This window comes from Streptomyces sp. NPDC053493 (assembly GCF_044544825.1).
Taxonomy (GTDB): Bacteria; Actinomycetota; Actinomycetes; order Streptomycetales; family Streptomycetaceae; genus Streptomyces.
Genome location: NZ_JBITXS010000002.1, coordinates 892,550 through 916,323, shown reverse-complemented (window position 1 = coordinate 916,323; position 23,774 = coordinate 892,550). Strand labels below are relative to the sequence as shown.

Annotated in this window: 20 protein-coding genes; 9 read left to right on the top strand and 11 right to left on the bottom strand. The window is 74.4% G+C overall.

Going from position 1 to position 23,774, the window contains the following annotated elements:
* Positions 1-48: 48 nt before the first annotated feature.
* Positions 49-2,133, top strand: a complete 2,085-nt coding sequence (locus ACIGO8_RS09895) for a CoA transferase (protein ID WP_399726607.1) — start codon at positions 49-51, stop codon at positions 2,131-2,133.
* A complete protein-coding gene (locus ACIGO8_RS09890; RefSeq protein WP_399726604.1) occupies positions 2,130-3,887 on the top strand; it encodes a class I adenylate-forming enzyme family protein in 1,758 nt (585 codons plus the stop codon). Before ACIGO8_RS09895 ends, ACIGO8_RS09890 begins: the two co-directional genes overlap by 4 nt.
* A gap of 73 nt (positions 3,888-3,960) precedes the next feature.
* Here ACIGO8_RS09890 and ACIGO8_RS09885 read toward each other — a convergent pair whose 3' ends face one another.
* The 3 genes from ACIGO8_RS09885 to ACIGO8_RS09875 are packed head-to-tail and all read right to left on the bottom strand — an operon-like array spanning position 3,961 to position 6,244.
* The gene (locus ACIGO8_RS09885; RefSeq protein WP_399726601.1) at positions 3,961-4,785 is read right to left on the bottom strand and encodes a metal ABC transporter solute-binding protein, Zn/Mn family; all 825 of its coding nucleotides are present in this window, start codon (positions 4,783-4,785) and stop codon (positions 3,961-3,963) included.
* Positions 4,731-5,612 (bottom strand): metal ABC transporter permease, encoded by an 882-nt coding sequence (locus ACIGO8_RS09880; RefSeq protein WP_399726599.1) that lies wholly within the window; start codon positions 5,610-5,612, stop codon positions 4,731-4,733. Before ACIGO8_RS09880 ends, ACIGO8_RS09885 begins: the two co-directional genes overlap by 55 nt.
* Entirely contained in the window at positions 5,609-6,244 is a 636-nt protein-coding gene (locus ACIGO8_RS09875; protein WP_399726596.1) for a metal ABC transporter ATP-binding protein, read from the bottom strand. Before ACIGO8_RS09875 ends, ACIGO8_RS09880 begins: the two co-directional genes overlap by 4 nt.
* A gap of 518 nt (positions 6,245-6,762) precedes the next feature.
* Between ACIGO8_RS09875 and ACIGO8_RS09870 the strand changes: the two genes are divergently transcribed.
* Positions 6,763-7,506: a DJ-1/PfpI family protein gene (locus ACIGO8_RS09870; RefSeq protein WP_399726593.1), complete on the top strand. Its 744-nt coding sequence runs from the start codon at positions 6,763-6,765 to the stop codon at positions 7,504-7,506.
* Positions 7,507-7,592: 86 nt separating this feature from the next.
* On the opposite strand, the gene helR is transcribed toward ACIGO8_RS09870, so the two are convergent.
* The 4 genes from helR to ACIGO8_RS09850 all read right to left on the bottom strand — a co-directional run bounded on the left by helR (position 7,593) and on the right by ACIGO8_RS09850 (position 14,933).
* Positions 7,593-9,803, bottom strand: coding sequence for an RNA polymerase recycling motor ATPase HelR (gene helR, locus ACIGO8_RS09865; protein WP_399726590.1), 2,211 nt, complete (start codon positions 9,801-9,803; stop codon positions 7,593-7,595).
* 120 nt (positions 9,804-9,923) lie between these two features.
* Positions 9,924-10,919 (bottom strand): methylmalonyl Co-A mutase-associated GTPase MeaB, encoded by a 996-nt coding sequence (meaB, locus tag ACIGO8_RS09860; RefSeq protein ID WP_399726587.1) that lies wholly within the window; start codon positions 10,917-10,919, stop codon positions 9,924-9,926.
* A 4-nt stretch (positions 10,920-10,923) separates the two neighbouring features.
* Positions 10,924-13,098 (bottom strand): methylmalonyl-CoA mutase, encoded by a 2,175-nt coding sequence (gene scpA, locus ACIGO8_RS09855; RefSeq protein WP_399726585.1) that lies wholly within the window; start codon positions 13,096-13,098, stop codon positions 10,924-10,926.
* The gene (locus ACIGO8_RS09850; RefSeq protein WP_399726582.1) at positions 13,098-14,933 is read right to left on the bottom strand and encodes a methylmalonyl-CoA mutase family protein; all 1,836 of its coding nucleotides are present in this window, start codon (positions 14,931-14,933) and stop codon (positions 13,098-13,100) included. The genes scpA and ACIGO8_RS09850 overlap by 1 nt, the downstream gene beginning before the upstream one ends.
* 239 nt (positions 14,934-15,172) lie before the next feature.
* On the opposite strand from ACIGO8_RS09850, the gene ACIGO8_RS09845 reads away from it, so the two are divergent.
* Positions 15,173-15,715 (top strand): flavoprotein, encoded by a 543-nt coding sequence (locus tag ACIGO8_RS09845; protein WP_399726838.1) that lies wholly within the window; start codon positions 15,173-15,175, stop codon positions 15,713-15,715.
* A gap of 79 nt (positions 15,716-15,794) precedes the next feature.
* Entirely contained in the window at positions 15,795-16,622 is an 828-nt protein-coding gene (locus ACIGO8_RS09840) for a polysaccharide deacetylase family protein (protein WP_399726580.1), read from the top strand.
* A gap of 69 nt (positions 16,623-16,691) precedes the next feature.
* On the opposite strand, the gene ACIGO8_RS09835 is transcribed toward ACIGO8_RS09840, so the two are convergent.
* The 3 genes from ACIGO8_RS09835 to rpmB all read right to left on the bottom strand — a co-directional run bounded on the left by ACIGO8_RS09835 (position 16,692) and on the right by rpmB (position 18,132).
* Positions 16,692-17,423, bottom strand: a complete 732-nt coding sequence (locus ACIGO8_RS09835) for a hypothetical protein (protein WP_399726577.1) — start codon at positions 17,421-17,423, stop codon at positions 16,692-16,694.
* A gap of 167 nt (positions 17,424-17,590) precedes the next feature.
* Positions 17,591-17,896: a 30S ribosomal protein S14 gene (gene rpsN / locus ACIGO8_RS09830; protein ID WP_399726574.1), complete on the bottom strand. Its 306-nt coding sequence runs from the start codon at positions 17,894-17,896 to the stop codon at positions 17,591-17,593.
* Positions 17,896-18,132 carry a 50S ribosomal protein L28 gene (gene rpmB, locus ACIGO8_RS09825; protein ID WP_399726571.1) on the bottom strand — a complete coding sequence of 79 codons (237 nt, stop codon included), beginning with the start codon at positions 18,130-18,132 and terminating at the stop codon, positions 17,896-17,898. Before rpmB ends, rpsN begins: the two co-directional genes overlap by 1 nt.
* A gap of 70 nt (positions 18,133-18,202) precedes the next feature.
* Here rpmB and rpmG point away from each other — a divergent pair, with 70 nt between their 5' ends.
* From rpmG to ACIGO8_RS09805, 4 genes are all read left to right on the top strand, one after another.
* Entirely contained in the window at positions 18,203-18,367 is a 165-nt protein-coding gene (gene rpmG, locus ACIGO8_RS09820) for a 50S ribosomal protein L33 (protein WP_123456582.1), read from the top strand.
* 132 nt (positions 18,368-18,499) lie between these two features.
* Complete coding sequence (locus tag ACIGO8_RS09815; RefSeq protein ID WP_399726569.1) at positions 18,500-19,651, top strand: CobW family GTP-binding protein; 1,152 nt, start codon at positions 18,500-18,502, stop codon at positions 19,649-19,651.
* 153 nt (positions 19,652-19,804) lie between these two features.
* Positions 19,805-20,596 carry a DUF4239 domain-containing protein gene (locus tag ACIGO8_RS09810; protein WP_399726566.1) on the top strand — a complete coding sequence of 264 codons (792 nt, stop codon included), beginning with the start codon at positions 19,805-19,807 and terminating at the stop codon, positions 20,594-20,596.
* A gap of 34 nt (positions 20,597-20,630) precedes the next feature.
* Positions 20,631-21,257 carry a hypothetical protein gene (locus ACIGO8_RS09805; RefSeq protein WP_399726564.1) on the top strand — a complete coding sequence of 209 codons (627 nt, stop codon included), beginning with the start codon at positions 20,631-20,633 and terminating at the stop codon, positions 21,255-21,257.
* A gap of 315 nt (positions 21,258-21,572) precedes the next feature.
* On the opposite strand, the gene ACIGO8_RS09800 is transcribed toward ACIGO8_RS09805, so the two are convergent.
* Entirely contained in the window at positions 21,573-23,687 is a 2,115-nt protein-coding gene (locus ACIGO8_RS09800; protein ID WP_399726561.1) for a SpoIIE family protein phosphatase, read from the bottom strand.
* Positions 23,688-23,774 lie beyond the last annotated feature (87 nt).

Below are 23,774 nucleotides of genomic sequence, written 5' to 3'. Positions count from 1 at the left end.
GGTTCCCGCACTCCCTTCGCGACCGGGGACTCACGACCGAGGAGAGGCATGGCGTCACCAGCGACCACGCACACCACGCACACCGCGGGCACCGCAGGCACCACGGACACCGCAGGCACCACGCACACCGCGGGCACCACGGACACCGCAGGCACCACACACACCGCGAGCACCACGGACACCGCAGGCACCACACACACCGCGGGCACCACGCACACCGCACGCACAGCACGCACCGCGCACACCTCAAGCAGCGCGCCGGTCGCCGTCCGGCCGCTCGACGCGCTGCGCTGCGACCTCACCGGCCCCGCGGCCCTGACCGGAGTCGTCGCCGACCATCTGCGGCGGCTCGGCGCGCGGCCGCACGAGTACGGAGCCGGACACGGAGAGCGGCACGCGGCGCGCGGACGGCGCGACGAGCCGACGGACGTCGGCGAAGTCCGCCTGGAGAGAGGCGACTTCGCGCCCGTCACGGCCCGCATCGCCTGGGGCGCTCCCGGCTCCGGCATCGAGGACGAGGCGACCGCCCAGGCCGCCACCGGTGTGATGGCCGTCCACGGCCGTCGCCACGGAGGCCCGCGCGGCCTCGGCGTCGACTACCTCGCCACCGCCACCGGAGTGCTCACCGTCCAGGGCCTGCTCGCCGCCCTGGTCGGCCAGGCCCGGGGCGGCGGTGCGGCGTCACACGTGACCACGACGGCCGACCGCACCGGTCTGCTCGTCGTCTCCCAGTACCTCGCGGCCGCCGGCGCCGACGAGCCGGAGGCCGTCGAAGTCGCCCCGGGCGGACCGCCGTTCGCCTCCTCCGAGGGACTCCTCTTCGAGCTGGAGACCCTGGACCCCGGCACGTGGGCCGCGTTCTGGCGCTCCCTCGACGCGCCCGGTGACGCGCTACGGGCGGGCTGGCGGCCCTTCCAGTTCCGGTACGCCACCGCCGTCGCGCCCTTCCCGGCCGCCCTGCACGCCGTGACCCGGCGCCACCCGTGGGAACGGATCCGGCAGGCGGCCGCGCGGTCCGGCGCCGACGTCTGCCGCCTGCGCACGCTCGCCGAGCGCGCCGGCGAGGACCACACGGCCGACCCCTGGCGGCTGACACCGACCGCGCCAGGCACCCATGCGGCCCCGACCACACCAGGCGCCCCGACCGCCGGTCACCGTCTCCCGGCTGGACCGGCCGCACCGGCCGGACCGGCCGCACCCGGCGGTGACGACCCGCGCCGTCCACTCGCCGGTCTCACCGTCCTCGAAGCCGGCCGCCGCATCCAGGCGCCGCTCGCCGCGCACCTCCTCGGCCTGCTCGGCGCCCGGGTGATCCGCGTCGAGCCGCCCGGCGGCGACCCGCTGCGCGGAATGCCGCCCGCGTGTTCCGGCGTCTCCGCCCGCTGGCTGGCGCTCAACCGCGGCAAGGACGCCGTCGAGATCGACATCAAGTCCCCGGCCGGCCGGCGCGCTCTGCGCGAACTCGCCGCCGAGGCCGACGTGTTCCTGCACAACTGGGCCCCGGGCAAGGCCGCCGAGCTGTCCCTCGACGCCGGGCACCTGAGCGCCGTGAACCCCGCGCTCGTCTACGCCTACACCGGTGGCTGGGCGGACCGGATCGCCGACGCGCCCATGGGCACCGACTTCATGGCGCAGGCCCGCACCGGCGTGGGCGAGGCCGTCCACCCGGCCGGCGAGCCGCCCGTACCGTCCCTGATGACGCTCCTCGACGTGCTCGGCGGTCTGCACGGCGCCGAGGCCGTCCTCGCCGGACTGCTCCTGCGCGAGCGCACCGGGCACGGCGTACGCGTCGACTCCTCGCTGCTCGGCGCGGCCGACACGCTCCTCGCTCCCGCCCTGCGCCGGGCCGCCGCCGGCGCCGACCCGCGCCGGCCCGCCGGGTTCCGCCACCCGCTGCCCACCTCCGACGGCTGGATCGCGCCGAGCGACACCTGCGCGCGGGCGGCCGCCGCGTACGACCTGCGCGGGATGTGCACCGAGGACGCCCTGGACCAGCTGCGCTGCCACGGCCTGACGGCCACCGCCGTCACCACCGACCTCTCCGCGCTGCCGCACGACCCGCGCCTGTCCGGCCCGATCGGCCGGGACGCGCACGGTGCCCCCGCCGTTCCCGACCCCTGGAGCCTCGCGTGACCGTGACCCTGACCGATCTGCTGCCCGCCCGGCTGCGCCGCTCCTGGGCGGTCGACGGCACCTGCCCCGACCTCGACCTCTACAGCCTCTTCCGGGCCAGACAGATCGCCGACCCGCACCGCACGGCCGTCGTCGACGCCAAGGGCGCGCTCTGCTACACGGCCCTGGACCGCAAGGTCCGATGTCTGGCCGAGGGCCTGCGCGGGCTCGGCGTCGGCGCCGGGGACGTCGTCGCCGTCCAGCTGCCCGACGGCCGGGGCGCGGTCGTCGCCGACCTGGCACTCGCCGCCCTGGGCGCCGTCGCCCTGCCCTTCCCCGTGGGCCGCGGCGCCGTCGAGGCCGAGTGCCTGCTGCGCCGGTCCGAGGCCGTGGCGGTCCTCGCCGCCGCGGAACACCGCGGCCGGACGCCCGCGGCCGACCTCCAGGTCCTCTCCTCCGCGCTGCCCGCCCTGGAGCACGTGATCGCCGCCGGGCCGGGAGCCGTTCCCGAAGGAACGATTCCGCTCGCGCAGCTGATGCGTTCCGACCCGGCCGCGTTCGTGCCCGCCCGCCCCGACCCCGACAGCGCGGCGCGCATCCTCGTCTCCTCCGGCTCGGAGGCGGAGCCGAAGATGGTGGCGTACTCCCACAACGCCCTCGCCGGCGGCCGCGGCAACTTCCTCGCCTCCCTCATGCCCGACGACACCCGGCCCCGCTGCCTCTTCCTCGTCCCGCTCGCCTCGGCCTTCGGCTCCAGCGGCACGGCCGTCACACTCGCCCGGCACGGCGGCACCCTCGTGCTCCTCGACCACTTCACGCCGCAGGCCGCGCTCGCCGCCGTACGCGCCCACGCACCGACCCACGTCCTCGGCGTGCCCACCATGATCCGCATGATGCTGGAGGCCCGCGAGAAGACCGCCGAGGGCCCGGCGGAGCCACTGCCGGCCCCGACCGCACTTGTCGTGGGCGGCGCACCGCTCGACGAGCCCACCGCCAGGGCGGCGGCCGAGGTCTTCGGCTGTCCGGTCGTCAACCTGTACGGGTCTGCCGACGGCGTCAACTGCCACACCGGACTCCAGCACACCGTGCCGCCCACCGACCGCACCGGTGTCGTCGCCGGCCGCCCCGATCCGCGCGTCGCCGAGATCCGCATCGCCGACCCGGCCACCCACGAACCGCTGCCCGACGGGCGGATCGGCGAGATCGTGTCGCGCGGGCCCATGACACCGCTCTGCTACGTGGCGGCGCCGGAGCTCGACGCCCGGCACCGCACACCGGAGGGCTGGGTGCGCACGGGCGACCTCGGCTTCCTCGACGGCGACGGCGTCCTGCACGTCGTCGGCCGCCTCAAGGACATCGTGATACGCGGCGGCGCCAACATCAGCCCGGCCGAGGTCGAACGCGAACTCGTGCGCCACCCACGGGTGCGCGACGTCGTCTGCGTCGGCGTGCCGGACCCGCTGATGGGCGAGCGGCTCGCCGCCTGCCTGGTGACCAGGGGCTCCGCGCCCGCCCCGACGACGGCCGAGCTCGGCGCGTACCTGACCTCGCGCGGACTCGACCGGCACAAGCACCCCGAACTCCTGCTGGTCCTCGACGCGCTGCCGCTCACCGCCGCCGGCAAACCGGACCGCGCGGCGCTGCGGAGCCGGGTCCTCGCCGACCGGAAGGCCACCGAGGGCACCGAGGGCACCGCCGAACAGGCCGCCGAACGGACCGCCGAACGGACCACCGAACAGGCCGCCGAACGGACCACCGCGCCTGTGACGGCGTGACGGGGAGAGGGGGCGTGATGGCGAGGGGGCCGCGCGAACTGGCGCCCGGCCCCCTTCCCCGTACCGCCGGCCCTCAGGACCCGCCCATGGCCTTCTTCAGCTCGGCCGCCGCGCCGCGGTACACCGCCAGCAGGTCCATGTCGTCGCCCGGATAGTTGACGATCGCCACCTGCTTCGCGCCCGAGCCGGGCAGCACCGTGCCCGTCGACATGTGCGCGTTGTCCAGGACGAAGGCGGGCTTCTTCGCCGAGAGCGCGGCCAGCTGGGCCGGGGTGACCGGCTCGGGGCCGTACGTGCCGACCGTGGTGGCCCCGGCCAGGCCCGCCGCCCAGCCGGTGAAGACCTGGGTGACGACGGCCGGGCTCCGGCCGCCCGGCCAGGCGGACCTCAGCTCGCCGTTGAGCTTCGTGACCTCGCCGTCGAGACGGGCCTTCCAGCGGCCGGCGTCCTCCTTCGTGCCGAACAGGCCGCCCAGGCGCACGACTTCGGCACCGGCCTTCGCCGGGTCGTTGTCGAGGTTCACCTCCACCAGCTTCGCCTTCGAGCCGGCCGCCTCCTTGATCTTCGCGGCGTACGGCTCGAACGGCGCGTACAGCACGAAGTCGGCCTTCGCCACCGCCGCCAGGTCCGAGGGCTTCGGGTCGTAGTCCGGCGCGTGGTGCACCGATCGCGGCACGATCACCGTGACGTCCTCGGCGCCCGCCGCCTTGGCGAAGGCGCCCTCCCAGGTGGTCGTCGCGACCACCACCGGCTTGTGCCCGGCCGCCCCGTGGTCGTGGCCGGACGGGCCGGCCGGGCCGGCGTCCTCGCTCCCGCACCCGGTGAGGAGCGGGAGCGCCGCGCTCAGTGCGACGAGGGGAGCGATACGGACGGTGGTGCGGACGCGGGTGCGCGCCATGAGCTGTCTCTCCGTTCGGGGACGAGATGCGCGGCGAGGACGACCGTCCCCGCCGTCAGGACGAGGACCGGGCCGGGAGGCCAGTCCAGCCACAGGGCCAGCAGGAAACCGGTCAGGTTCACCGCGACGCCGGTCCCGACCGCCCAGAGGGTGATCGACCACAGCGACCGGCCGAGCCGCCGCGCGGCCAGTGCGGGCAGCAGCGTCAGGGCGTCGACCAGCAGCGCGCCGGTCAGCTTGATGGCCCCCGCGACGGCCACCGCGACCAGCACGAGCAGCGCCGCGGTGAGGAACCGGACCGGTACGCCCGAGCACTGGGCGAGCTCCCGGTCGTACAGCAGCAGCGCCACCTGCCGGCGCCGCCACCAGAACAGGGACGGCACCACCACGGCCAGGACGGCGAGGACCACGAGGTCGGCGGTGCCGACCGAGAGGATCGAGCCCCACAGGAGGGCGAAGGCGCCGGAGGCGTTGACGCCGGAGACGGCGAGCACCAGCAGGGCGGCGGCGACGGCCAGGCTCATCAACAGGCCCATCGCGCCCGACAGTCCGTCCGGCGTACGGGCCAGCGGCGCCACTCCGGCGCCCGCCAAGGCGCACGCGACCAGCGCGCACAGCATCGGGTCGAGCCCGGTCAGCAGGCCGACGGCGATGCCGAGCAGGGCCACGTGCATCATCGCGAACCGCACCGGCATGATGTCGAGCCCGACGATCACCACACCGATGACGGGAAGGCCGACGGCCGCGAGGAGCAGCGCCACGCCCGCCCGCTGCACGGGCACCAGCTGGAGCATCGCGCCGAGGTCGGCGGTCGCGAGGGCGCTCACCGCACCTCCCGCAGCCGCCCGGCGGCCATCTCCAGGACCCGGTCGCAGCGTTCGGCGAGCGCCCGGTCGTGGGTGACGACGACGAGCGTCACCGGCAGCGCGGCCAGCACGTCGGCCGCCTCCTCCTGGCCGGCGAAGTCGAGCGCCGCGGTCGGCTCGTCGGCGAGCAGCACCTGGGCGCCCGCGGCCACGCAGCCGATCGCCCGGGCCAGGTACATCCGCTGCAACTGCCCGCCGGACAGCGTGTGCACGGGCCGGCGGGTCAGCGCGCCGACACCGAGCCGCTCGGCGGCGCCGGCCGCCTCGGCCGGCGCCCCGCTGCTCGCCAGCAGCTCGTCGCCGCGCAGCGGGAAGCGCCCGGCGGCCGGCTTCTGCGGGATCCACGCGCACGACCGGCGGCGCCACGCCCACTCGGCGGCCGAGCGCGCCGCCCGCCCGCCGACCTCGATCGTGCCGCTGGTGCGCCCGTGCAATCCGAGGACGGCCCGCAGCAGCGTCGTCTTGCCGGACCCGTTCGTGCCGGTCAGGGCGACGCGCTCACCGGCGGCGATCTCCAGGTCCACACCCGCCACGGCCTCGTTGCGGCCGTGCCGGCAGGCGACCGAGCGCATGCGTATGTCCAGTCCGCCCATCCTGCCGCCCTTCGCCGCCGCCGTGCCCGTGCGGGAGAGGAGTCGGACGGCGGGCCCGGCGGGTTCCCGCCGATCGCCGGCCGGCCCGGCCGGGAACCGATCGCCGCCGCCGTCCGACTCCCTGGCCGACACCACGAGACGCGCCCGTCCCTGCTGACGCCCCGAGACCCACCCGTCCCGGCCGACATCCTGAGACCGACCTGTCCCGGCCGCCCCCCCCGAGACCCACCCGTCCCGGCCGACATCCTGAGACCGACCTGTCCCGGCCGACGCACGCGGCCCGGCCGACCCGGCCGGCGCACACAACCCCCGGTCAGCGCTCGCGGCCCACCGGGCCCGGCCGGCGCACGCGATCCGACCGACCCGCCGACGCACGCGATCCGACCGACCCGGCCGGCCCAAGAGACCTGTCGGTCCGCCCGGCCCACGTGACCTGACCGCCCCAGCCACCCCACCCGACCTAGACGACCTACACGACCCAACCGACCCGACTGGCACTTTCGCCCCAGGAGCCCCACATGAACCGCAGGCAGTTACTCCGCGCTTCCACCGCCCTCGGCGCCACCGGCGCGCTCGCCGGCACGGCGACGGCCACCACGGCCACGGCCGCCGCGCCGGCCGGTGCGGCCACCGGGGCCGCCGCCCGCCCGCTCCGCGTGCACGTCGTGCTCTTCGACGGCGTCGAGGAACTCGACTTCGCCGCGCCCTACGAGGTCTTCTCCGCGTCCGGCTTCTTCACCACGCGCCCGGTCGAGGTCCGTTACGTCTCCGCCACCGGCGCCCGCTCCGTCACCGCCGCCTACGGCACCAACGTCCGCGGCGTCCGCCCGTGGGCCCCGGACGAGGCGGACCTGCTCGTCGTGCCCGGCGGCGGCTACGCCCGGCGCGACAGCCCGGGCGTGTGGGCCGAGATCGACCGCGGCGCCCTGCCCCGGGCGCTCGCCGCCGCGCCCCGCCCGGGCCTCACCGTCGCCGCGCTCTGCACCGGCGTGATGCTCCTGTCCGCCGCCGGCCTCACCCGGGGCCGTCCATGCACCACCCACCACAAGGCCAAGCCGGACCTCGAACGGCAGGGCGGCCTCGTCAAGAGCGCCCGCGTCGTCGACGACGGCGACCTCGTCACCGCCGGCGGCGTCACCTCCGGCCTCGAACTCGCGCTCTGGCTCGTCCGCCGCGAACTCGGCCCGCAGACCGCGACCGACCTGGAGGCCATGCTGGAGTACGAGGCCCGGGGCACGGTGTGGGCGCCCTCCGCCCCGTAACCACCCCCACGAACGGCCGGGCCTGGAGCCGGGCCCGTAGCCGGGCCCCGAGCCTGGCCCCGGGCCCGGGCCCGGCCGATCCCAGGTCAGCCGTTCGTCAGCACGACGAGCCGCTGCGTCGCCCGCGTCATCGCGACGTAGCGGTCGACCGCGCCCTCGACGCCGGTGCCGAAGCCCTCGGGATCCACCAGGACGACGAGGTCGAACTCCAGGCCCTTGGAAAGGCTCGGCGTCAGCGCCCGCACCCGCGCCCGCTCCCCGTACGTCGCGTCGTACGCCGCCACGAACGCCTCGTCGCCGATGACGCACGCCACGCCCTCCGCGTGCTCCGCGAGCCAGCCGTCGAGCACCGTCTCCAGGTCGGCGACCGGGCCGTGCGCGACCGGGATGCCGCTGCTGCGCACCGACGTCGGCACGTTGGCGTCCGGCAGCGCGGCCCGGATGGCCGGCTCGGCCTCCGCCATGACCTCCTCCGGCGTCCGGTAGTTGATGCTCAGGGACGCCACCTCGATCCGGTCGAAGCCGAGCCGCTCCAGGCGCTCCCGCCACGACTCGGTGAAGCCGTGCCGCGCCTGGGCGCGGTCGCCGACCACGGTGAAGCTGCGGGACGGACAGCGCAGCAGCAGCATCTGCCACTCCGCGTCGGTGAGTTCCTGCGCCTCGTCGACCACGATGTGCGCGAACGGGCCGGCGAACAGGTCGCGTTCGGCGCTCGGCAGCTGGCTCTCGTCGACCAGGCTGACCTTCGCGTCCTCGCCGCGCAGCATGGTCACCAGGCCCTCGCCGTCGTCACCGTCGGCGCCGGAGTCGGCCACGGCGTGGATCAGGTTGTCGACGACCTTCTGCATCTGCTCGCGCTGGGCGGCGAGCGCCGCCTCCTGCCGGCGCTTGCGCAGCGCCGCCTTCGGGTCGCCGAGCCGCTGCCGCGCCGCGTCGAGGAGCGGCAGGTCGGACACCGTCCAGGCCTGCGCGCCGGCCTCCGAGCGCCGCAGCCGCCTGACGTCCTCGGCGTCGAGCCACGGCGCGCACAGCCGCAGATAGGCGGGCACCGTCCACAGGTCGCCGACCAGGTCGGCCGCCTCCAGCAGCGGCCAGGCCCGGTCGAGGGCGCCGACCAGCTCCTTGTCGTGCAGCAGCGCCCTGCGGAACAGGTTCTCGGGCACGTCCTCGGCGCCGCCCTCGACCACCCGGTCCAGGAGCATCGACACCAGCTCCTCCCAGATCTGGTCGCGCGCCTCGTTGTGAGGCGTGCCAGGACCCGCCGCGTCGAACGCCTCGGCCCAGTCGTCGGCGCTCAGCCGCGCGTCGCCCCACGGCGTGGAGACGGTCAGCGCGTCGGTCGGCGGCTCCTCGTAGAAGCGCACGGCCGGCTCGATCGCGTGCACCATCCGCGCGTCCGACTTCAGCCGGGCCACCTCCGGATCGGTCTCCTCACCGGCCGTGGCGCCCTCCGCCACCAGGTCCCGCACGGTGCAGGTCCGTACGCCCTCCTCGCCGAGGCTGGGCAGCACGTCCGCGACGTACGCCAGGTAGGGCTGGTGCGGGCCGACGAACAGCACGCCGCCGCGCCGCTGGCCGAGCCGCGGGTCGGAGTAGAGCAGATACGCCGAGCGGTGCAGGGCGACGACGGTCTTGCCCGTACCGGGGCCGCCGTCGACGACCAGCGCGCCGCGCGAGCCGGCCCGGATGACGGCGTCCTGGTCGGCCTGGATCGTGGACAGCACGTTCCGCATGCGCGCCGAGCGCTTGCCGCCGAGGCTGGCGATGAACGCGGACTGGTCGTCGAGCGCGGCGTGCCCGTCGAGGGCGTCGGCGGTGAACACCTCGTCCCAGTAGTCGCCGATCCGGCCGCCGGTCCAGCGGTACCTGCGCCGGCTGGCCAGGCCCATGGGGTGGGCGTGGGTCGCGGCGAAGAACGGCTCGGCGGCCGGCGCGCGCCAGTCGACGAGCAGCCGGCGCCCGGTGCTGTCGGTGAGCCCGAGCCGGCCGATGTACACCGGCTCGGCGTCGTCGGCGCCGACCACCCGGCCGAGGCACAGGTCGAGGCCGAAGCGGCGCAGGGCCCGCAGCCGGCCGGTGAGCCGGTGGATCTCCGTGTCCCGGTCCATCGCCTCCCGGCCGAGGCCGCCGGGCGCCCTGCGCAGGGTGTCGAGCCGCTCGGACAGCTCGTCGATCGCCTCCCGCAGGCTCTCCTCGATCGCCGCGAAATGCTTCTCGTCGGCCGCGATGAGAGCCGGGTCGGCCTTCGCGGAAAGGCTGTCGGGCAGGGCGAACGCGCTGGTGGTGAGGGGGTTCATGGCGGCGATTGTGCGGCACGAAGGGGGCCTTGCGGCAAGGCCCCCCATGCGCTATATGTTGAGAGTGGCGAGGAGTGGGTATCACTTCTCGCTTCTCTCTTTTCCCGTCCTCCGCGCCGCTCAGGAGCCCGCGCGGCGCCCGTCGCCGAACGCGCCGAGGATCCGCTCGGCCGCGAGCGTCGCCGTCAACTCCCCGTCCCGCACCTGCCGTTCGACGTCCGGGGCGAGCGCCCTGACCGCCGGATCCGAGCGCAGCCGGCCGAGCAGCTCCTCGCGGACCATGGTCCACGCCCAGTCGACCTGCTGCTCGCGGCGCCGGGCGTCCAGGCGCCCGGTCGCGTCGAGCAGCGAGCGGTGCTTCTCGAGGCGCTCCCACACCTCGTCGAGCCCGGTCGACTCGCGTGCGCTGCAGCTCAGCACCGGAGGCGTCCAGAAGGCCTCCTTGCCGTGCATCAGGCGCAGCGCGCCGGCCAGCTCGCGGGCGGCGGCGCGGGCGTCGGGCGCGTGCGCGCCGTCCGCCTTGTTCACCGCCACCACGTCCGCCAGCTCCAGGACGCCCTTCTTGATGCCCTGGAGCTGGTCACCGGTGCGGGCCAGGGTGAGCAGCAGGAAGGAGTCGACCATGTTGGCCACGGCCGTCTCCGACTGCCCGACGCCGACCGTCTCCACCAGCACCACGTCGTAGCCGGCGGCCTCCATGACCACCATCGACTCGCGGGTCGCCTTCGCGACGCCGCCGAGGGTCCCGGCGCTGGGCGACGGCCGCACGAAGGCGGCCGGGTCCACCGCGAGGCGTTCCATGCGCGTCTTGTCGCCGAGGATCGAGCCGCCGGTGCGCTGCGAGGACGGGTCGACGGCGAGCACCGCCACCCGGTGCCCGAGCCCGGTGAGCATCGTGCCGAAGGCGTCGATGAAGGTCGACTTGCCCACGCCGGGCACGCCGCTGATGCCGATCCGCCGGGCCCGGCCGCTGTGCGGCAGCAGCCGCGTCAGCAGCTCCTGCGCCAGCACCCGGTGCGCCGGCCTGGTGGACTCGACGAGGGTGATGGCGCGCGCCACGAGGGCGCGCCTGCCGTCCCGTACACCCTTCTCGTACGTGTCGATGTCGATGGCCATGGGATCAGGCGTCGTGTCCCAGGTCGCCGGCCAGCCGCCGGACCAGGTCCGCGGCCGCGTCCGGGATGACCGTGCCCGGCGGGAAGACCGCGGCGGCGCCCATCTCCAGGAGCGTGGGCACGTCCTGGGGCGGGATGACACCGCCGACCACGATCATGATGTCCTCGCGGCCCTCCGCCGCCAGCTCGTCCCGCAGCGCCGGGACGAGCGTGAGGTGACCGGCCGCGAGGGACGAGACGCCCACGATGTGGACGTCCGCCTCGACGGCCTGCCGGGCCACCTCGGCCGGCGTCTGGAAGAGCGGGCCGACGTCGACGTCGAAGCCCAGGTCGGCGAAGGCGGTGGCGATCACCTTCTGGCCGCGGTCGTGCCCGTCCTGGCCCATCTTGGCGACCAGGATGCGCGGACGCCGGCCCTCGGCCTCCTCGAAGGAGTCCACGAGCGCGCGCGTGCTGTCGACGGACGGGGACTCGCCTGCTTCGTTGCGGTACACGCCGGAGATCGTACGGATCTGGCCCGCGTGCCGCCCGTACACCTTCTCCAGGGCGTCCGAGATCTCGCCGACGGTGGCCTTGGCGCGGGCCGCGCGCACGGCGAGTTCGAGCAGGTTGCCCTCGCCGCCGGCGGCCCGGGTGAGGTCCTCGAGCGCGTCCTGGCAGGCCCGCTCGTCCCGCTCCGCCCGCAGCCGCCGCAGCTTGTCGATCTGCTGGGCGCGCACGGAGGAGTTGTCGACCTTGAGCACCTCGATCTGCTCGTCGCCGTCGACCCGGTACTTGTTGACGCCGATCACCGGCTGCCGGCCGGAGTCGATCCGCGCCTGGGTACGGGCCGCGGCCTCCTCGACGCGCAGCTTCGGGATGCCGGCGTCGATGGCCTGCGCCATGCCGCCGGCCGCCTCGACCTCCTGGATGTGCTGCCACGCCCGGCGCGCCAGGTCGTAGGTGAGCCGCTCCACGTACGCGCTGCCGCCCCACGGGTCGATGACCCGGGTGGTGCCCGACTCCTGCTGGATGAGCAGCTGGGTGTTGCGGGCGATGCGCGCCGAGAAGTCGGTCGGCAGCGCGAGGGCCTCGTCGAGGGCGTTGGTGTGCAGCGACTGGGTGTGGCCCTGGGTCGCCGCCATGGCCTCGACGCAGGTGCGCGTCACGTTGTTGAAGACGTCCTGGGCGGTGAGCGACCAGCCGGAGGTCTGCGAATGGGTGCGCAGCGACAGCGACTTGGCGTTCTTCGGGTCGAACTGCTTGACCAGCTTGGCCCACAGCAGGCGGGCCGCGCGCAGCTTGGCGATCTCCATGAAGAAGTTCATGCCGATCGCCCAGAAGAACGACAGGCGCGGCGCGAACGCGTCCACGTCCAGGCCCGCCTCCCGGCCGGCCCGCAGGTACTCCACGCCGTCCGCGAGCGTGTACGCCAGCTCCAGGTCGGCCGTCGCGCCCGCCTCCTGGATGTGGTAGCCGGAGATGGAGATGGAGTTGTAGCGGGGCATGTTCCGCGAGGTGAAGGCGAAGATGTCGGAGATGATCCGCATCGACGGCTTCGGCGGGTAGATGTAGGTGTTGCGGACCATGAACTCCTTGAGGATGTCGTTCTGGATGGTCCCCGCCAGCTTCTCGGCCGGCACGCCCTGCTCCTCGGCCGCGACGATGTAGAGCGCGAGCACGGGCAGCACCGCGCCGTTCATCGTCATCGACACCGACATCTTGTCCAGCGGGATGCCGTCGAACAGCTGCCGCATGTCGTAGATGGAGTCGATGGCCACGCCCGCCATGCCGACGTCGCCGGTCACCCGCGGGTGGTCGCTGTCGTAGCCGCGGTGGGTGGGCAGGTCGAAGGCGACCGACAGGCCCTTCTGTCCGGCCGCGAGGTTGCGCCGGTAGAAGGCGTTGGACTCCTCGGCGGTGGAGAAGCCCGCGTACTGCCGGATCGTCCACGGCTGGTTGACGTACATCGTCGGGTACGGGCCGCGCAGGTAGGGCGCGATGCCCGGGTACGTGCCGAGGAAGTCGAGGTCCTCCAGGTCACGGCCGGTGTACAGCGGCTTGACCGCGATGCCCTCCGGCGTCTCCCACAGCAGGTCGTCCCCGCCGGAGGCCCGCTTCACGGCGGCGCGCCACTCCTCGGCGCTGCCGGCCGGGGTGGGGGACCCGAGGTCGATCCCGGTGAAGTCGGGGATACCCATCACGACACTCCCATACGGTCGAGGGTGGCGGAGAGGACGGCGACGGCGTCGCACCCCGCGAAGACGTACGCGTCGACGCCGTCGTACGAGGCGGGCCGGCCGGCCAGCGTGACGTGCGCGGCCCCGGCGGCGCGCAGTGCGGCGGCCTCGGCCTCGGCCCGCTCCTCGTACAGGGCGTCGCTGGAGCACAGGCACGCCTCGGTGGCGCCGCTGTCCTCGAAGGAGCCCTCGGTGACGGGCTCGATGCCGCCCGCCTGGAAGAGGTTCGCGGCGAAGGTGAGCCGGGCCGTGTGCGCGGCGGCGGGCCCGAGGGCCGCCAGATAGACGCGCGGCCGGGCGCCGGTCGCCGCCAGGTGGGCGTCGGAGCGGGCGCGCAGCGCCTCGTACGCCTCGTCGCGCCGCACCCGCGGCAGGCCGCCGCCGGGCTCGGCCGGCGCCGGCTCGCGGACCACCGGCTTCTCCGCCAGGTGCGGGAACTCGCTGACACCGGTGACCGGTTCGCGGCGCTTGGCGAGGGCCTTGGAGCGCTCGGCCCAGGTCGCGGAGAGCCGCTCCTCGACCCAGCCGGAGCGCAGGCAGGCCGTCTGGCCGCCCGTCCGCTCGATCTGCTGGAAGAAGTCCCAGGCGGCGTGGGCGAGTTCGTCGGTGAGCTGCTCCACGTACCAGGAGCCGCCGGCCGGGTCGATCACCCGGGCCAGGTGCGACTCCTCGACGAGGATCGTGGAGGTGTTGCGGGCGATCCGGCGGGCGAAGGCGTCCGGCAGGCCGAGCGAGTGGTCGAAGGGATGGACGGTGACCGACTCGGCGCCGCCCACGCCGGCCGCGAGCGTGGCGACCGTGGCGCGCAGCATGTTCACCCACGGGTCGCGGGCGCTCATCATCACCGGCGAGGTCACCGCGTGCTGGACCTGGGCGCCGGCGGCGGGCGCGCCGGACGCCTCGGCGACCCGCGCCCACAGCCGGCGCGCGGCGCGCAGCTTGGCGATGGTCAGGAACTGGTCGGCGGTGGCCGCGTAGCGGAACTCCAGCTGACCCAGGGCCTGTTCGAGCGAGAGGCCGCCGTCGACGAGCGCCCGCAGATAGGCGACGCCGGTGGCGAGCGAGGCGCCGAGCTCCTGCGCGGCCGAGCCGCCGGCCTCGTGGTAGGGCAGCGCGTCCACGGTCAGGGCCCGCAGTCCCGGGTACGACTCGGCGCACAGCCGCGCCAGTGCGACCGTCGCGGCGAAGGCGTCGCCGTCGTAGGCCGAGCCGGTACGGGCCTCGGTGCCGAGCGGGTCGGCGCCGAGGTTGCCGCGGGCCGCCTCGGGAGCGACGCCGCGGCGCGCGTACAGGGAGAGCAGCTCCTGCGCGGCGGCCGCGGTCTCGGACCCGGCGTCCAGGACGACCGGGGCCAGGTCGAGGTACACGCCGTCGAGGACCCGGTCGAGCTCCGCGACCGGGATGCCGCCCGGTCCCACGGCCAGCCACAGCGAGGTGACGCCGTTCTCCAGGTCCGTCAGGACCGCCTCGGGATCGGCCGAGCGGTGCCGCTGGCGGACGTCCCATCCGCCGGCGGTGTTGCCCTCGGCCCGGCCGGACCGGACGAACGGGGCGAAACCGGGAAGACCGGGATCGGGTACGCCGTCGCCGGCGGTGCCGGCGGTGTCCGCCGTGTAGAGGGGGCGGGCCCGCAGGCCGTCCTCCAGCACGGTGGACAGGGCGTCCTCGGCCTCGGTGTCAGGGATGTCCTTGCCCGACCTGCTCAGCACGCCCGCCACGAGGCGCTGCCACTGCGCATGGGTCGCTGCGGGGAACTCGGCGGCCAGTGAGAGGCCGTCGTCAGGCAGCACAGTCATGCCCGGATGCTAGGTCAAGGGCACAAAGGAGCAGCAGTGCGATCAGCTGTGACCTTGACCTCTCCAAGGTTCCCTTGATCAGGACGGTTGATCCGTGCTGGCCGTCCGGAAGCCCTTCGGAGTTCTCCCGGAGCGGCTATGTTCGAACACCGGAGCAACGAAGACCGGAGCAACGAACGCCAGGCATCGAACGCCGGAGCATCGGGAGCCTTGAGGGGGATCGGGCAGTGACCGACGGAATGAGCACGCCGCCGAGCGGGACGCCGGGCACGTCACCGGCCAAGCCGTTCCTGTACGTCGTCGTCTGTGCCGCCGGCATCGCACGCGACGCCGGCAAGCTGGTCACCGTGGCGCAGGAGCGGGGCTGGGACGTCGGTGTCGTCGCCACGCCGCAGGCCCTCGGCTTCCTCGACACCGAGGCGATCGTCCAGCAGACCGGCTACCCGATCCGCTCGGCCTGGCGCAGCCCCGGCGAGCCGCGTCCGCTGCCGCCCGCCGACGCCATCGCCGTCGCACCCGCCACCTTCAACACCGTCAACAAGTGGGCCGCCGGCATCGCCGACACCCTGGCCCTCGGCATCCTCTGCGAGGCGTACGGCCTCGGCATCCCGACCGCCGTCCTGCCCTGCGTGAACGCGGCCATGGCCGCCCATCCCGCCTACGACCGCAGCCTCTACCGGCTGCGGCAGATGGGCGTCCAGATCGGGGCCCGGGAGCCGGAAGACTTCCGCTGGGAGGAGGCGCTGGAGCTGCTCGGTGACCTGCCGACGACCCGTCAGTGAAATTGGGTGAAACCTCCCCGGCGTCTGGACCGTCCTCTCCTGCGGGAGATGATCGGGACTCGGCGGGGAGAAGGCATTCATGGGGCTGCAGGGCAAGTACACCGCGCACATAGCCGTGGCGGCTTCGGCGGTCGCACTCAGTCTGGCGGCGTGGGGCGCCACCGTGCTGACGAACGGCGAAGCCGCCGCCCGGGCGGACTCCGGCGCGAGCGCGGGACAGCAGTCGGGCGGCGCCGGCGGCTCGGCGGGCGCGGGCGGCCAGGCGAAGGAACCCGCGCAGGTGAAGCCGGTGAAGGTGCCCGAGAGCATCGCGCACGCCGCCGAGGCCGGCGGCACGGCCGTGAACATCACCATCGACGACGGCCCCGACCCGCGCTGGACGCCCCGGATCCTCGACATCCTCAAGCAGAACGACGTCAAGGCCGTGTTCTGCATGGTGGGACCGCGGGCCAAGGAGTTCCCGGACCTGGTCAAGCGGATCGTCGCCGACGGCCACCGGCTGTGCGACCACACCGTGACCCACGACACGACGATGGACAAGAAGTCCGTCGCGTACCAGCGCCAGCAGATCCTCGACGCGAAGAGGATGATCGAGGACGCGGCCGGCGGAGCGAAGGTCGAGTACTACCGCGCGCCCGGCGGCGCCTTCACCCCGCAGAGCCGGCGCATCGCCGCCGAGGCGGGCATGCGGCCGCTGGGCTGGAACGTCGACACCAAGGACTTCGAGCGGCCGGGCAGCGCCGCCATCGTCAACACCGTCAAGCACGAGCTGTCCAACGGCCCGACGATCCTCTTCCACGACGGCGGCGGCGACCGCGCCCAGACGGCCGCGGCGCTCGAGCAGGTGCTGCCCTGGCTCAAGGAGCAGGGCCACACCTTCAGCTTCCCGGTCCGCATCAGCCCCTGAGCCGGTCGGCCGCGGGGCGCGCGAGCGCGCGGCGAGCAGACGCGCGGCGAGCGCGTCGGCGCGCGTGGTTCAGGAGGCCGCGGCGGCCTTCTGGATGCGGTCGACGAACACCCGCGACAGGGTGTGGGCGGTGCCCGGGTCCAGCGAGCTGCCCTCTCCCTCCAGCCGCACCCGGGCGACGACCGTGCCCAGGCACAGCGTCACGTTGAGACCGTCCAGACCACCGTGGTTGCGGTAGTACGCGTGACTCTCCGCGCCCGGTACGGCGGCCACCTGCGCCTTGGTGTACTTGGCGAACCAGGCCTTCTCCTTGGCGCACGCGGCCCGGGCGGCGGCCTTGTCGGCGAAGGCGGTGAGGTCGAAGTCGGCGTTCTCGCCGAAGGCGTCGAAGTCGGCCGAGCCGTCCGCGATCGCCGTGCAGTCCCAGTCGGCGGCCGATCCGGCGCACTCCGCCGCCGACTTGGGCTGCTCCTCGACCTCCGCGCTGCCGTTCTTCGGCGTCCAGCCCTTCATCGACGCCGGGTCGGGAAGCCCCTGCTCGATCCGCTGCTCGGTCTTGAACACGGTGCCGAAGTCCCCGGCCCCGCCGCCCGCCGCCTCACCGGAGCCGGACCCGGAGCCGGACGCGGTCCCGGAGCCGGAGCTGGACCCGGACGCGGTCCCGGAGCCCGTGGCCGGTGCTTTTCCACCGCTGGTGCCGCCGGTGCCGCCGGAGGCGTCCGAGCCGGCGCCTGAGCCGCACCCGGCGGTCAGGGCGGCCACCACGACGAGCACCGCCGCCGTCGAAGCCGTACCGAACAACCTGCCGGACCTGCCGGACCTGCCGGACCTGCCGGAGCTGCCGGACCTGCCGTACCTCAAGCGCATTCTCCGCTCCCCCTGCGTGTGGTCGACGCGACGGGCTGTCGCATCGTCAGGTGATCCTGGCAGCAGGCGCGTTGATGATCAAACAGAGTGGCGGGCCGCGGCTACCAGGACGCCTTGGTGACGCCCGGCAGGAATCCCGCGTGTGCCTGCTGCCGCGTCCGGACCCGGGACAGGCCGAACTTCCGTACGTGGCCGCGCGGGCGGCCGTCCACGCTGTCGCGGTTGCGGACCCGGGTGGCGCTCGCGTCACGCGGCTGCCGGCGCAGCTCCGTGACGGCCGCCACCCGCTCGGCCTCGGTGGAGGACGGACGGCGGATGATCTCCTTGAGCTCGGCCCGCCGGGCGGCGTATCGCTCGACGATCCGCTTGCGGTGCTCGTTCCGCGCGATCTTGCTCTTCTTCGCCATCAGACCTTTCCTCTTCGTGCGCGGATCCGCGCGACCGCGGCCTCGATGCCGATCGCGTCCACGGTTTTGACGGCCCGGGCGCTCAGGGTCAGGCGGACGTGCCGGCCCTCGCTGGGCAGCCAGTAGCGCTTGCGCTGGATGTTCGGGTCGAAGCGCCGCGAGGTGCGCCGGTGCGAGTGGGAGACGGAGTTGCCGAATCCCGGCTTGGAGCCGGTGAGTTGGCAGTGAGCAGACATGGGTGGTCCTTCCCTGGGCAGAGTGGCCCCGGCTTGTCGGTAATGAAAACCGTTGTCATATACTAGCCCCATGGCACGCAACGAGATCCGCCCGGTCATCAAGCTCCGCTCCACCGCGGGCACCGGGTTCACCTACGTCACCCGCAAGAACCGGCGCAACGATCCCGACCGGCTGGTGCTGCGCAAGTACGACCCCGTCGCCGGCCGGCACGTCGACTTCCGCGAAGAGCGCTGACCGCCGCCCCGCCGAGACCCGCAGCCCCTGCCACCACCACCGAAAGGCTCCCGCCGTGAAGCCCGCGATCCCTCCCTCCCGCGCCTCCGTCGACCGCATCGGGCCCTTCGACCGCCGCAACGGAGCCAGCCGATGAGCCAGGACCACCAGCTCCCGGTCGTGATCGTCGCCGGACTGCACGCCGACGCCCGCAAGGAGGTCGTCGAACGCCTCCTGAGGACCGTCGGCGGCAGCGTCGCCCTCCACCACGACCTCGCCGGAGCGCCGAACGGCACCGTGCTCCGCACCGTCCGCGACGCCTCCGGCGAGATCTCCCGCGGCGAGACGCCCCTCGTCGACGACTGCGCCTGCTGCGCCCTGCGCGAAGACCTGGTGCCCGAACTGGAACGGCAGGCCGACGGCGGCCTGACCCGGCTCGCCGTCGTCGAACTGTGGGACTCGGTCGAACCGAAGACCATGGCCGAGGTCGTCGCCACCCACGGCGGCGCCCGCATCGCCCTGACCGGCGTCATCACCGCCGTCGATCCCGCGCTCGTGCTGCCCTGCCTCGGCAACGGCGACGACCTCGCCGACGCCGGCCTCGCCGCGGCGCCCACCGACCGGCGGACCGTCGGCGACACCTGGGCCCGCCAGCTCGAGTACGCGCCCGTCCTCGCCGTCGTCGACAGCGCGGACGCCGACGACGAGGACCGGGCTCTGCTCGCCCAGCTGCACCCGACGGCCCGTCAGGTGCCGGCCGGATCCGTCGAACTCGCCCGGGCCGCGTTCGCCGGCTTCGACGTCGAGGCCGCCGCGGCCGCCCAGCACCCGGCCTGCGCCCTGCTGCCGCAGGACGCCGAGGAGTCCGGCGTCACCACCTTCGTCTGGCGCCGCCGTCGCCCCTTCCACCCCGAACGCCTCCACCGTGCGCTCGAGGACCTGTGCTGCGCCGCCGCCCGCAGCCGCGGCCGCTTCTGGCTCGCCGAGCGGCCCGACACGCTGTACGCCTGGGACGCGGCCGGCGGAGCGCTGTGCGTGGAGAGCGCGGGGCCCTGGCTGGCGTCACTGCCCGACGCCGCCTGGGAGCTGGTGCCGCCCGCGCGCCGGGCGGCGGCCGCCCTCGACTGGCACCCCGACCACGGCGACCGCTGCCAGCACCTCGTCTTCACCTCGCCCGGCCTGAACCGGGAGGCACTCGAACAGCTCCTGGACTCCTGCCTGTTGACGGACGCCGAGTACCAGTCCGGCCCCGAGTCCTGGAAGGAGCTGCCCGCCGCCTTCGCCTCACTGCTGGACGCCGCCTGACCTCCGTACGGCCGCACGGACCGTGGTCGTCACCGGCGCGGTCATCGGCGCGGGCGTCCGCTCACTCGTTGGGGTGGACTTGCGCCCCGGGGGCGCTCCTGGAGCGTCCGCGGGGCGCGAGAGGGGCGCGTTCGCTGCCTAGACTCCCCGCACATGTCGCTCTGGCTGCTCAATCACTTCAGCACCTTCACCCTGGCCGTGATCACCGTCGGCGGGACCGTCCTCGTCGCCGTGGCCGGCAGCGTGCTGCTCCGGCGCAGGTACCCGTCGGTGGCCCGAGGTGAGCACAACGACATGGTCGGGGTGACGCTCGGGATGTTCGGCGCGATCTACGGGATCATCCTCGCCTTCGTCATCGTCACCCTCTGGACCCAGCTGGACAACACCCAGACCATCGTCGCGACCGAGGCCACCGACACCGCCCTCATCGCCCGCGACGCCGCCGCCTTCCCGCCCGCCGTCCGCGCCGACCTCGACGCGGCCCTCAGCGGCTACGTCCACGCGGTCGTCGAGGACCAATGGCCCCGCATGCGCGCCGGAAACCCGACCTACGGGGCCACCGAGGCGCACCTGCGGGACGCCTTCACGGTCCTGCAGGCGTACGACCCGAAGGGCCCGCGCGAAGAGGTCTTCTACGAGGAGGCCGTCGGCCACCTCAACGACGTCGCCGCCCAGCGCCGGGCCCGCCTGACCATGGCCCAGCAGGAACTGCCGCCGCTCCTCCAGGTCCTGGCCATCGGCGGCGCGGTCGTCCTGATCCCGCTCACCTTCCTCTACGGCATGCGCAAGCTGCGCATCCAGCTCCTCTTCGTCGCCTCCGTCGCGGCGCTGGTCGGCTTCAGCCTGCTCCTCGTCTTCGTCCTCGACCGCCCCTTCGCCGGCGACCTCAGCGTGAGCCCGTCCCCGTACCAGGAGGGCGCGCTCGCGTCGTACTGGACCCGCTGATCCTCGGCGCGCCGGCCTTGGTAAAAAGTGACCGATGGGCATCCAGGAGCGCGAGCGCAAGATGTACCGGCCGCTTCGGCGGGCCGGCCTCGAGGTGATCCCGGACGCCGTGCCGGACGGCACGATGCCGGTCGTCCTCGGATACGGTCGCGAGGACATTGCCGCCGGCTTCTCCCACCGGTACGAAACTCCACGGCTCGTCGAGCGTCTCAACGAGGACTGGTACGACCTGGCGGTCTCCTCCGGCCTTCTCGACCACCGCCGCGAGTTCCTCGTCCTGCTTCCCCACGGCACCCACACGCACCAAGCCGACCTGCGGAAGCGGAGCCAGCCCTACGGCCGCCGCCCCGCACCCGCGGTCTGGACCCGGGTGAGACTCCTGGACCGCTGGGACGTCATGGGCCGGGGTGCGGCAACGGCGTTCCTCGGCCTACGGGCGGGCCACCCGGGCTTCGGCATGATGGCGCTCGACAGCAGCGTGTACATCAGCTGCTCGACCGGCGAACTCGGCGTCGACGTGAGCGCGGTGGCCCACCCGGCCCGCTCCGAGAACGTCCTGCAGTACCTGGAGTGGTACGCACAGTGGGACTATCCCCTCGCCGACAAGGAGCTGCAGAAGCGCATCGCCGCCTGGCTCGCGCACCGCACTCGCCGGCCATGAGATCGCAGGCCCGCCTCCCGGCTGGCCGGGATAGCCGGAGTGGGCCGCCGCTCGGTGGCCGTCACTCGCGTGAACCCTGCCTTGGCGTGGCGTACCAGGGAGAGAACGGCGGCCTTGTGCGCCCCGGGGGCAGCTACGGAGTCGTGCCGGGCGCGTCGGCTCTCGGCCGTGGCCTAGAAAGCATGGCATGAGGGACTGACACTGCGGTTCTCCGGCCGGCGGTGAGTCGTCCACGTCGGTGACACGCGCGCCGACGAGGCCGTCCGCGCCTCCTCGGCCGGCAGCCCGTGGACTGACCGGCTCCGCGGCGCCGCGCTACGGGTCCAGTTCGGCCCACACGGTCTTGCCGTCCTCCCGGTAGCGCACGCCCCAGTCCGTGGCGAGCGTCGCGCAGATGTGCAGGCCGCGGCCGCCCTCGTCGCCGGCCTTGGCGTGGCGCGGGTGGGGCGCGGTGAGGGCGGCGTCGTCCACCTCGCAGATCAGGCCCGTGTCGCCGCGGATCAGGCGCAGGGTGATCGGCGCGGCGCCGTAGCGGACGGCGTTGGTGACCAGTTCGCTGACCACGAGCTCCGCGGCGAACGGGTCGACCGGGAGGCCCCATTCCCGTACGCGTTCCCCGGCATGCCGGCGAGCGGGGCCGACGGCCCGGAGCTCGGCGGGCACCGTCCATTCGGCCAGGTCGGCGGCGGGCAGCCGCCGGGTGCGGGCGACGAGGAGGACACGGTCGGCGGAGAGGAGCCGTTCGACGTCGTCGGCGATCTCCTCCGGGCTCCGGTCGGCGCCGCCGAGCGCGGCCACCAGTTCCGCGGCCGTCGGTCCCTCGTCCGGCGCCGCGGCGGGCGAGGCGAGGCAGATCGTGCTGCCCTCGGGCAGCACGAGGCTCGTGCTGGCGAACGGCGGCCCGTCCTCGCCGAGCAGCGGGCCGTCCGGCAGCGGCGCGGTGTCCACCGAGCCGTCCGGCCGGACGACCGCGAGGAGCGAGGTCCCGGCCCGCGCGATGTCGAGCCGTCCGCCGACGGGATCGTGCACGGCGAAGGTGCAGTGCGCCGTCGGCTCGTCCAGACCCTCCGCGTCGCCCTGCTCCCGGGCGAGCCGCAGCACCGTGGAGTGCAGCCGGGCGAGCAGCTCGTGCGGATCGAGGTCGAGGGTGGTGAGGCTGTGGACGGCGGTCCGCAGCCGGCTCATCGTGGCGACCGCGCTCAGCCCCGGGTGCTCCACCTGGCCCACCACCAGCGCCACCCGCGCCCCGGGCAGCGGCAGCGCGTCGAACCACGACCCGGCCCCGGTGCCGCCCGCCCGGCGCCGCTGGGCGATGCCGGCGGCCCGCTGGGTCGCCCGCTCCTGCCGGAGCGGCCAGCTCTGCAGGGCCGTCATGACGATGTGCTCGCGGGTGAAGCGCAGGGCGTTCTCCAGGCTCGCGGCGGCGCGCGTCGTGATGCCCTGGACCAGGTCGAGATCGGCGGGGAGATACGGCTCCGAGCCGGGCCGGCGCTCGAAGGACACGGCCCCGAAGACCTGGCCGCGCACGGACAGCGGCGCCACCATCCGTACGCCCTGCTCCGAGGGCGTCAGGGCCGGCGACTCCGGCAGCGGCGACCCGAAGACATCCGGCAGCAGCAGACAGCCGGCCGCCGGCACCTGCCACGCGTCGTCGCCGGACCTCTCGGCGTTCGTGACGTCGCCCGCGTTCCCGGCGGCTCTCTCGTCCTTCGCGGTGTCGGCGTCCCCGGCGCTGCCGGTGTTGCCGGCGTCGGCGGTCTCGCCGCACCGGTCGGCGTCCTCGGGAGGTCTCGCGCCGACGGCGGCGCAGCGCAACACCATGCCCTCGCCGCGGTCGAGTTCCGGCGCCTTGCCCTGCAGCACGGCGTCCGTGAGCGCCACGACGACGACGTCGGCGAAGCCGTCGAGCGCGACGTCGACCAGCTCGCGGGCGGTGCGCTCGACGTCCAGGGTGCCGCCGATCCGTTCCCGGGCCTCGTGGAGCAGGCGCAGCCGGGCGTTGGCGCGCTCCCGTTCGGTCACGTCCACCGTGGTGGCCACGAGGCCGGCGACCCGGCCCGCCTCCTCGTCGTGCATGCGGTACACCGACACGGAGATGACGTGTTCGTGGCTCGGGTCGGCGAGCGGATGACTGCGGACGAGGACGTCCCTGACCGGCCGCCCGGTCGCCAGCACGTCACGCAGCATGTCCTCGTCGATCCGTACGCCCAGCGGCGCGTACGCCTCCGCCGCCGGCCGCCCCACGATGCTGCCTTCGGGCATGCCGCGCAGGCCGGGGGCCACCGGATTGACCCGCACCACCCGCAGCTCGGTGTCCAGGACGTGCAGCCCGACGGCCGACTGGGTGAACACCGCGTCCAGGACGGCTTCGCTCAGGCCGCCCCGCGTCTCCTCGCCCTTCCTTTCGTGGTTCCGCTCGCCTTCCGGCACCGAGGCCTCCTCGTGGTCGCGGTGGGCACCCGACCATCCTGCGGTGCGCCGGCGCGATCGGCACGGCGAGGCGCGGCGAGGCGCGGC

Excerpts from the sequence above, each read along its gene's own strand:
- ACIGO8_RS09850 (WP_399726582.1), bottom strand. The coding sequence starts at position 14,933 with ATGACTGTGCTGCCTGACGACGGCCTCTCACTGGCCGCCGAGTTCCCC.
- ACIGO8_RS09840 (WP_399726580.1), top strand. The coding sequence starts at position 15,795 with ATGGGGCTGCAGGGCAAGTACACCGCGCACATAGCCGTGGCGGCTTCG.
- ACIGO8_RS09845 (WP_399726838.1), top strand. The coding sequence starts at position 15,173 with ATGAGCACGCCGCCGAGCGGGACGCCGGGCACGTCACCGGCCAAGCCG.
- ACIGO8_RS09885 (WP_399726601.1), bottom strand. The coding sequence starts at position 4,785 with ATGGCGCGCACCCGCGTCCGCACCACCGTCCGTATCGCTCCCCTCGTC.
- rpmG (WP_123456582.1), top strand. The coding sequence starts at position 18,203 with ATGGCACGCAACGAGATCCGCCCGGTCATCAAGCTCCGCTCCACCGCG.
- ACIGO8_RS09875 (WP_399726596.1), bottom strand. The coding sequence starts at position 6,244 with ATGGGCGGACTGGACATACGCATGCGCTCGGTCGCCTGCCGGCACGGC.
- helR (WP_399726590.1), bottom strand. The coding sequence starts at position 9,803 with ATGAACCCCCTCACCACCAGCGCGTTCGCCCTGCCCGACAGCCTTTCC.
- ACIGO8_RS09815 (WP_399726569.1), top strand. The coding sequence starts at position 18,500 with ATGAGCCAGGACCACCAGCTCCCGGTCGTGATCGTCGCCGGACTGCAC.
- ACIGO8_RS09895 (WP_399726607.1), top strand. The coding sequence starts at position 49 with ATGGCGTCACCAGCGACCACGCACACCACGCACACCGCGGGCACCGCA.
- meaB (WP_399726587.1), bottom strand. The coding sequence starts at position 10,919 with ATGGCCATCGACATCGACACGTACGAGAAGGGTGTACGGGACGGCAGG.
- ACIGO8_RS09870 (WP_399726593.1), top strand. The coding sequence starts at position 6,763 with ATGAACCGCAGGCAGTTACTCCGCGCTTCCACCGCCCTCGGCGCCACC.
- ACIGO8_RS09810 (WP_399726566.1), top strand. The coding sequence starts at position 19,805 with ATGTCGCTCTGGCTGCTCAATCACTTCAGCACCTTCACCCTGGCCGTG.
- ACIGO8_RS09805 (WP_399726564.1), top strand. The coding sequence starts at position 20,631 with ATGGGCATCCAGGAGCGCGAGCGCAAGATGTACCGGCCGCTTCGGCGG.
- rpsN (WP_399726574.1), bottom strand. The coding sequence starts at position 17,896 with ATGGCGAAGAAGAGCAAGATCGCGCGGAACGAGCACCGCAAGCGGATC.
- scpA (WP_399726585.1), bottom strand. The coding sequence starts at position 13,098 with ATGGGTATCCCCGACTTCACCGGGATCGACCTCGGGTCCCCCACCCCG.
- rpmB (WP_399726571.1), bottom strand. The coding sequence starts at position 18,132 with ATGTCTGCTCACTGCCAACTCACCGGCTCCAAGCCGGGATTCGGCAAC.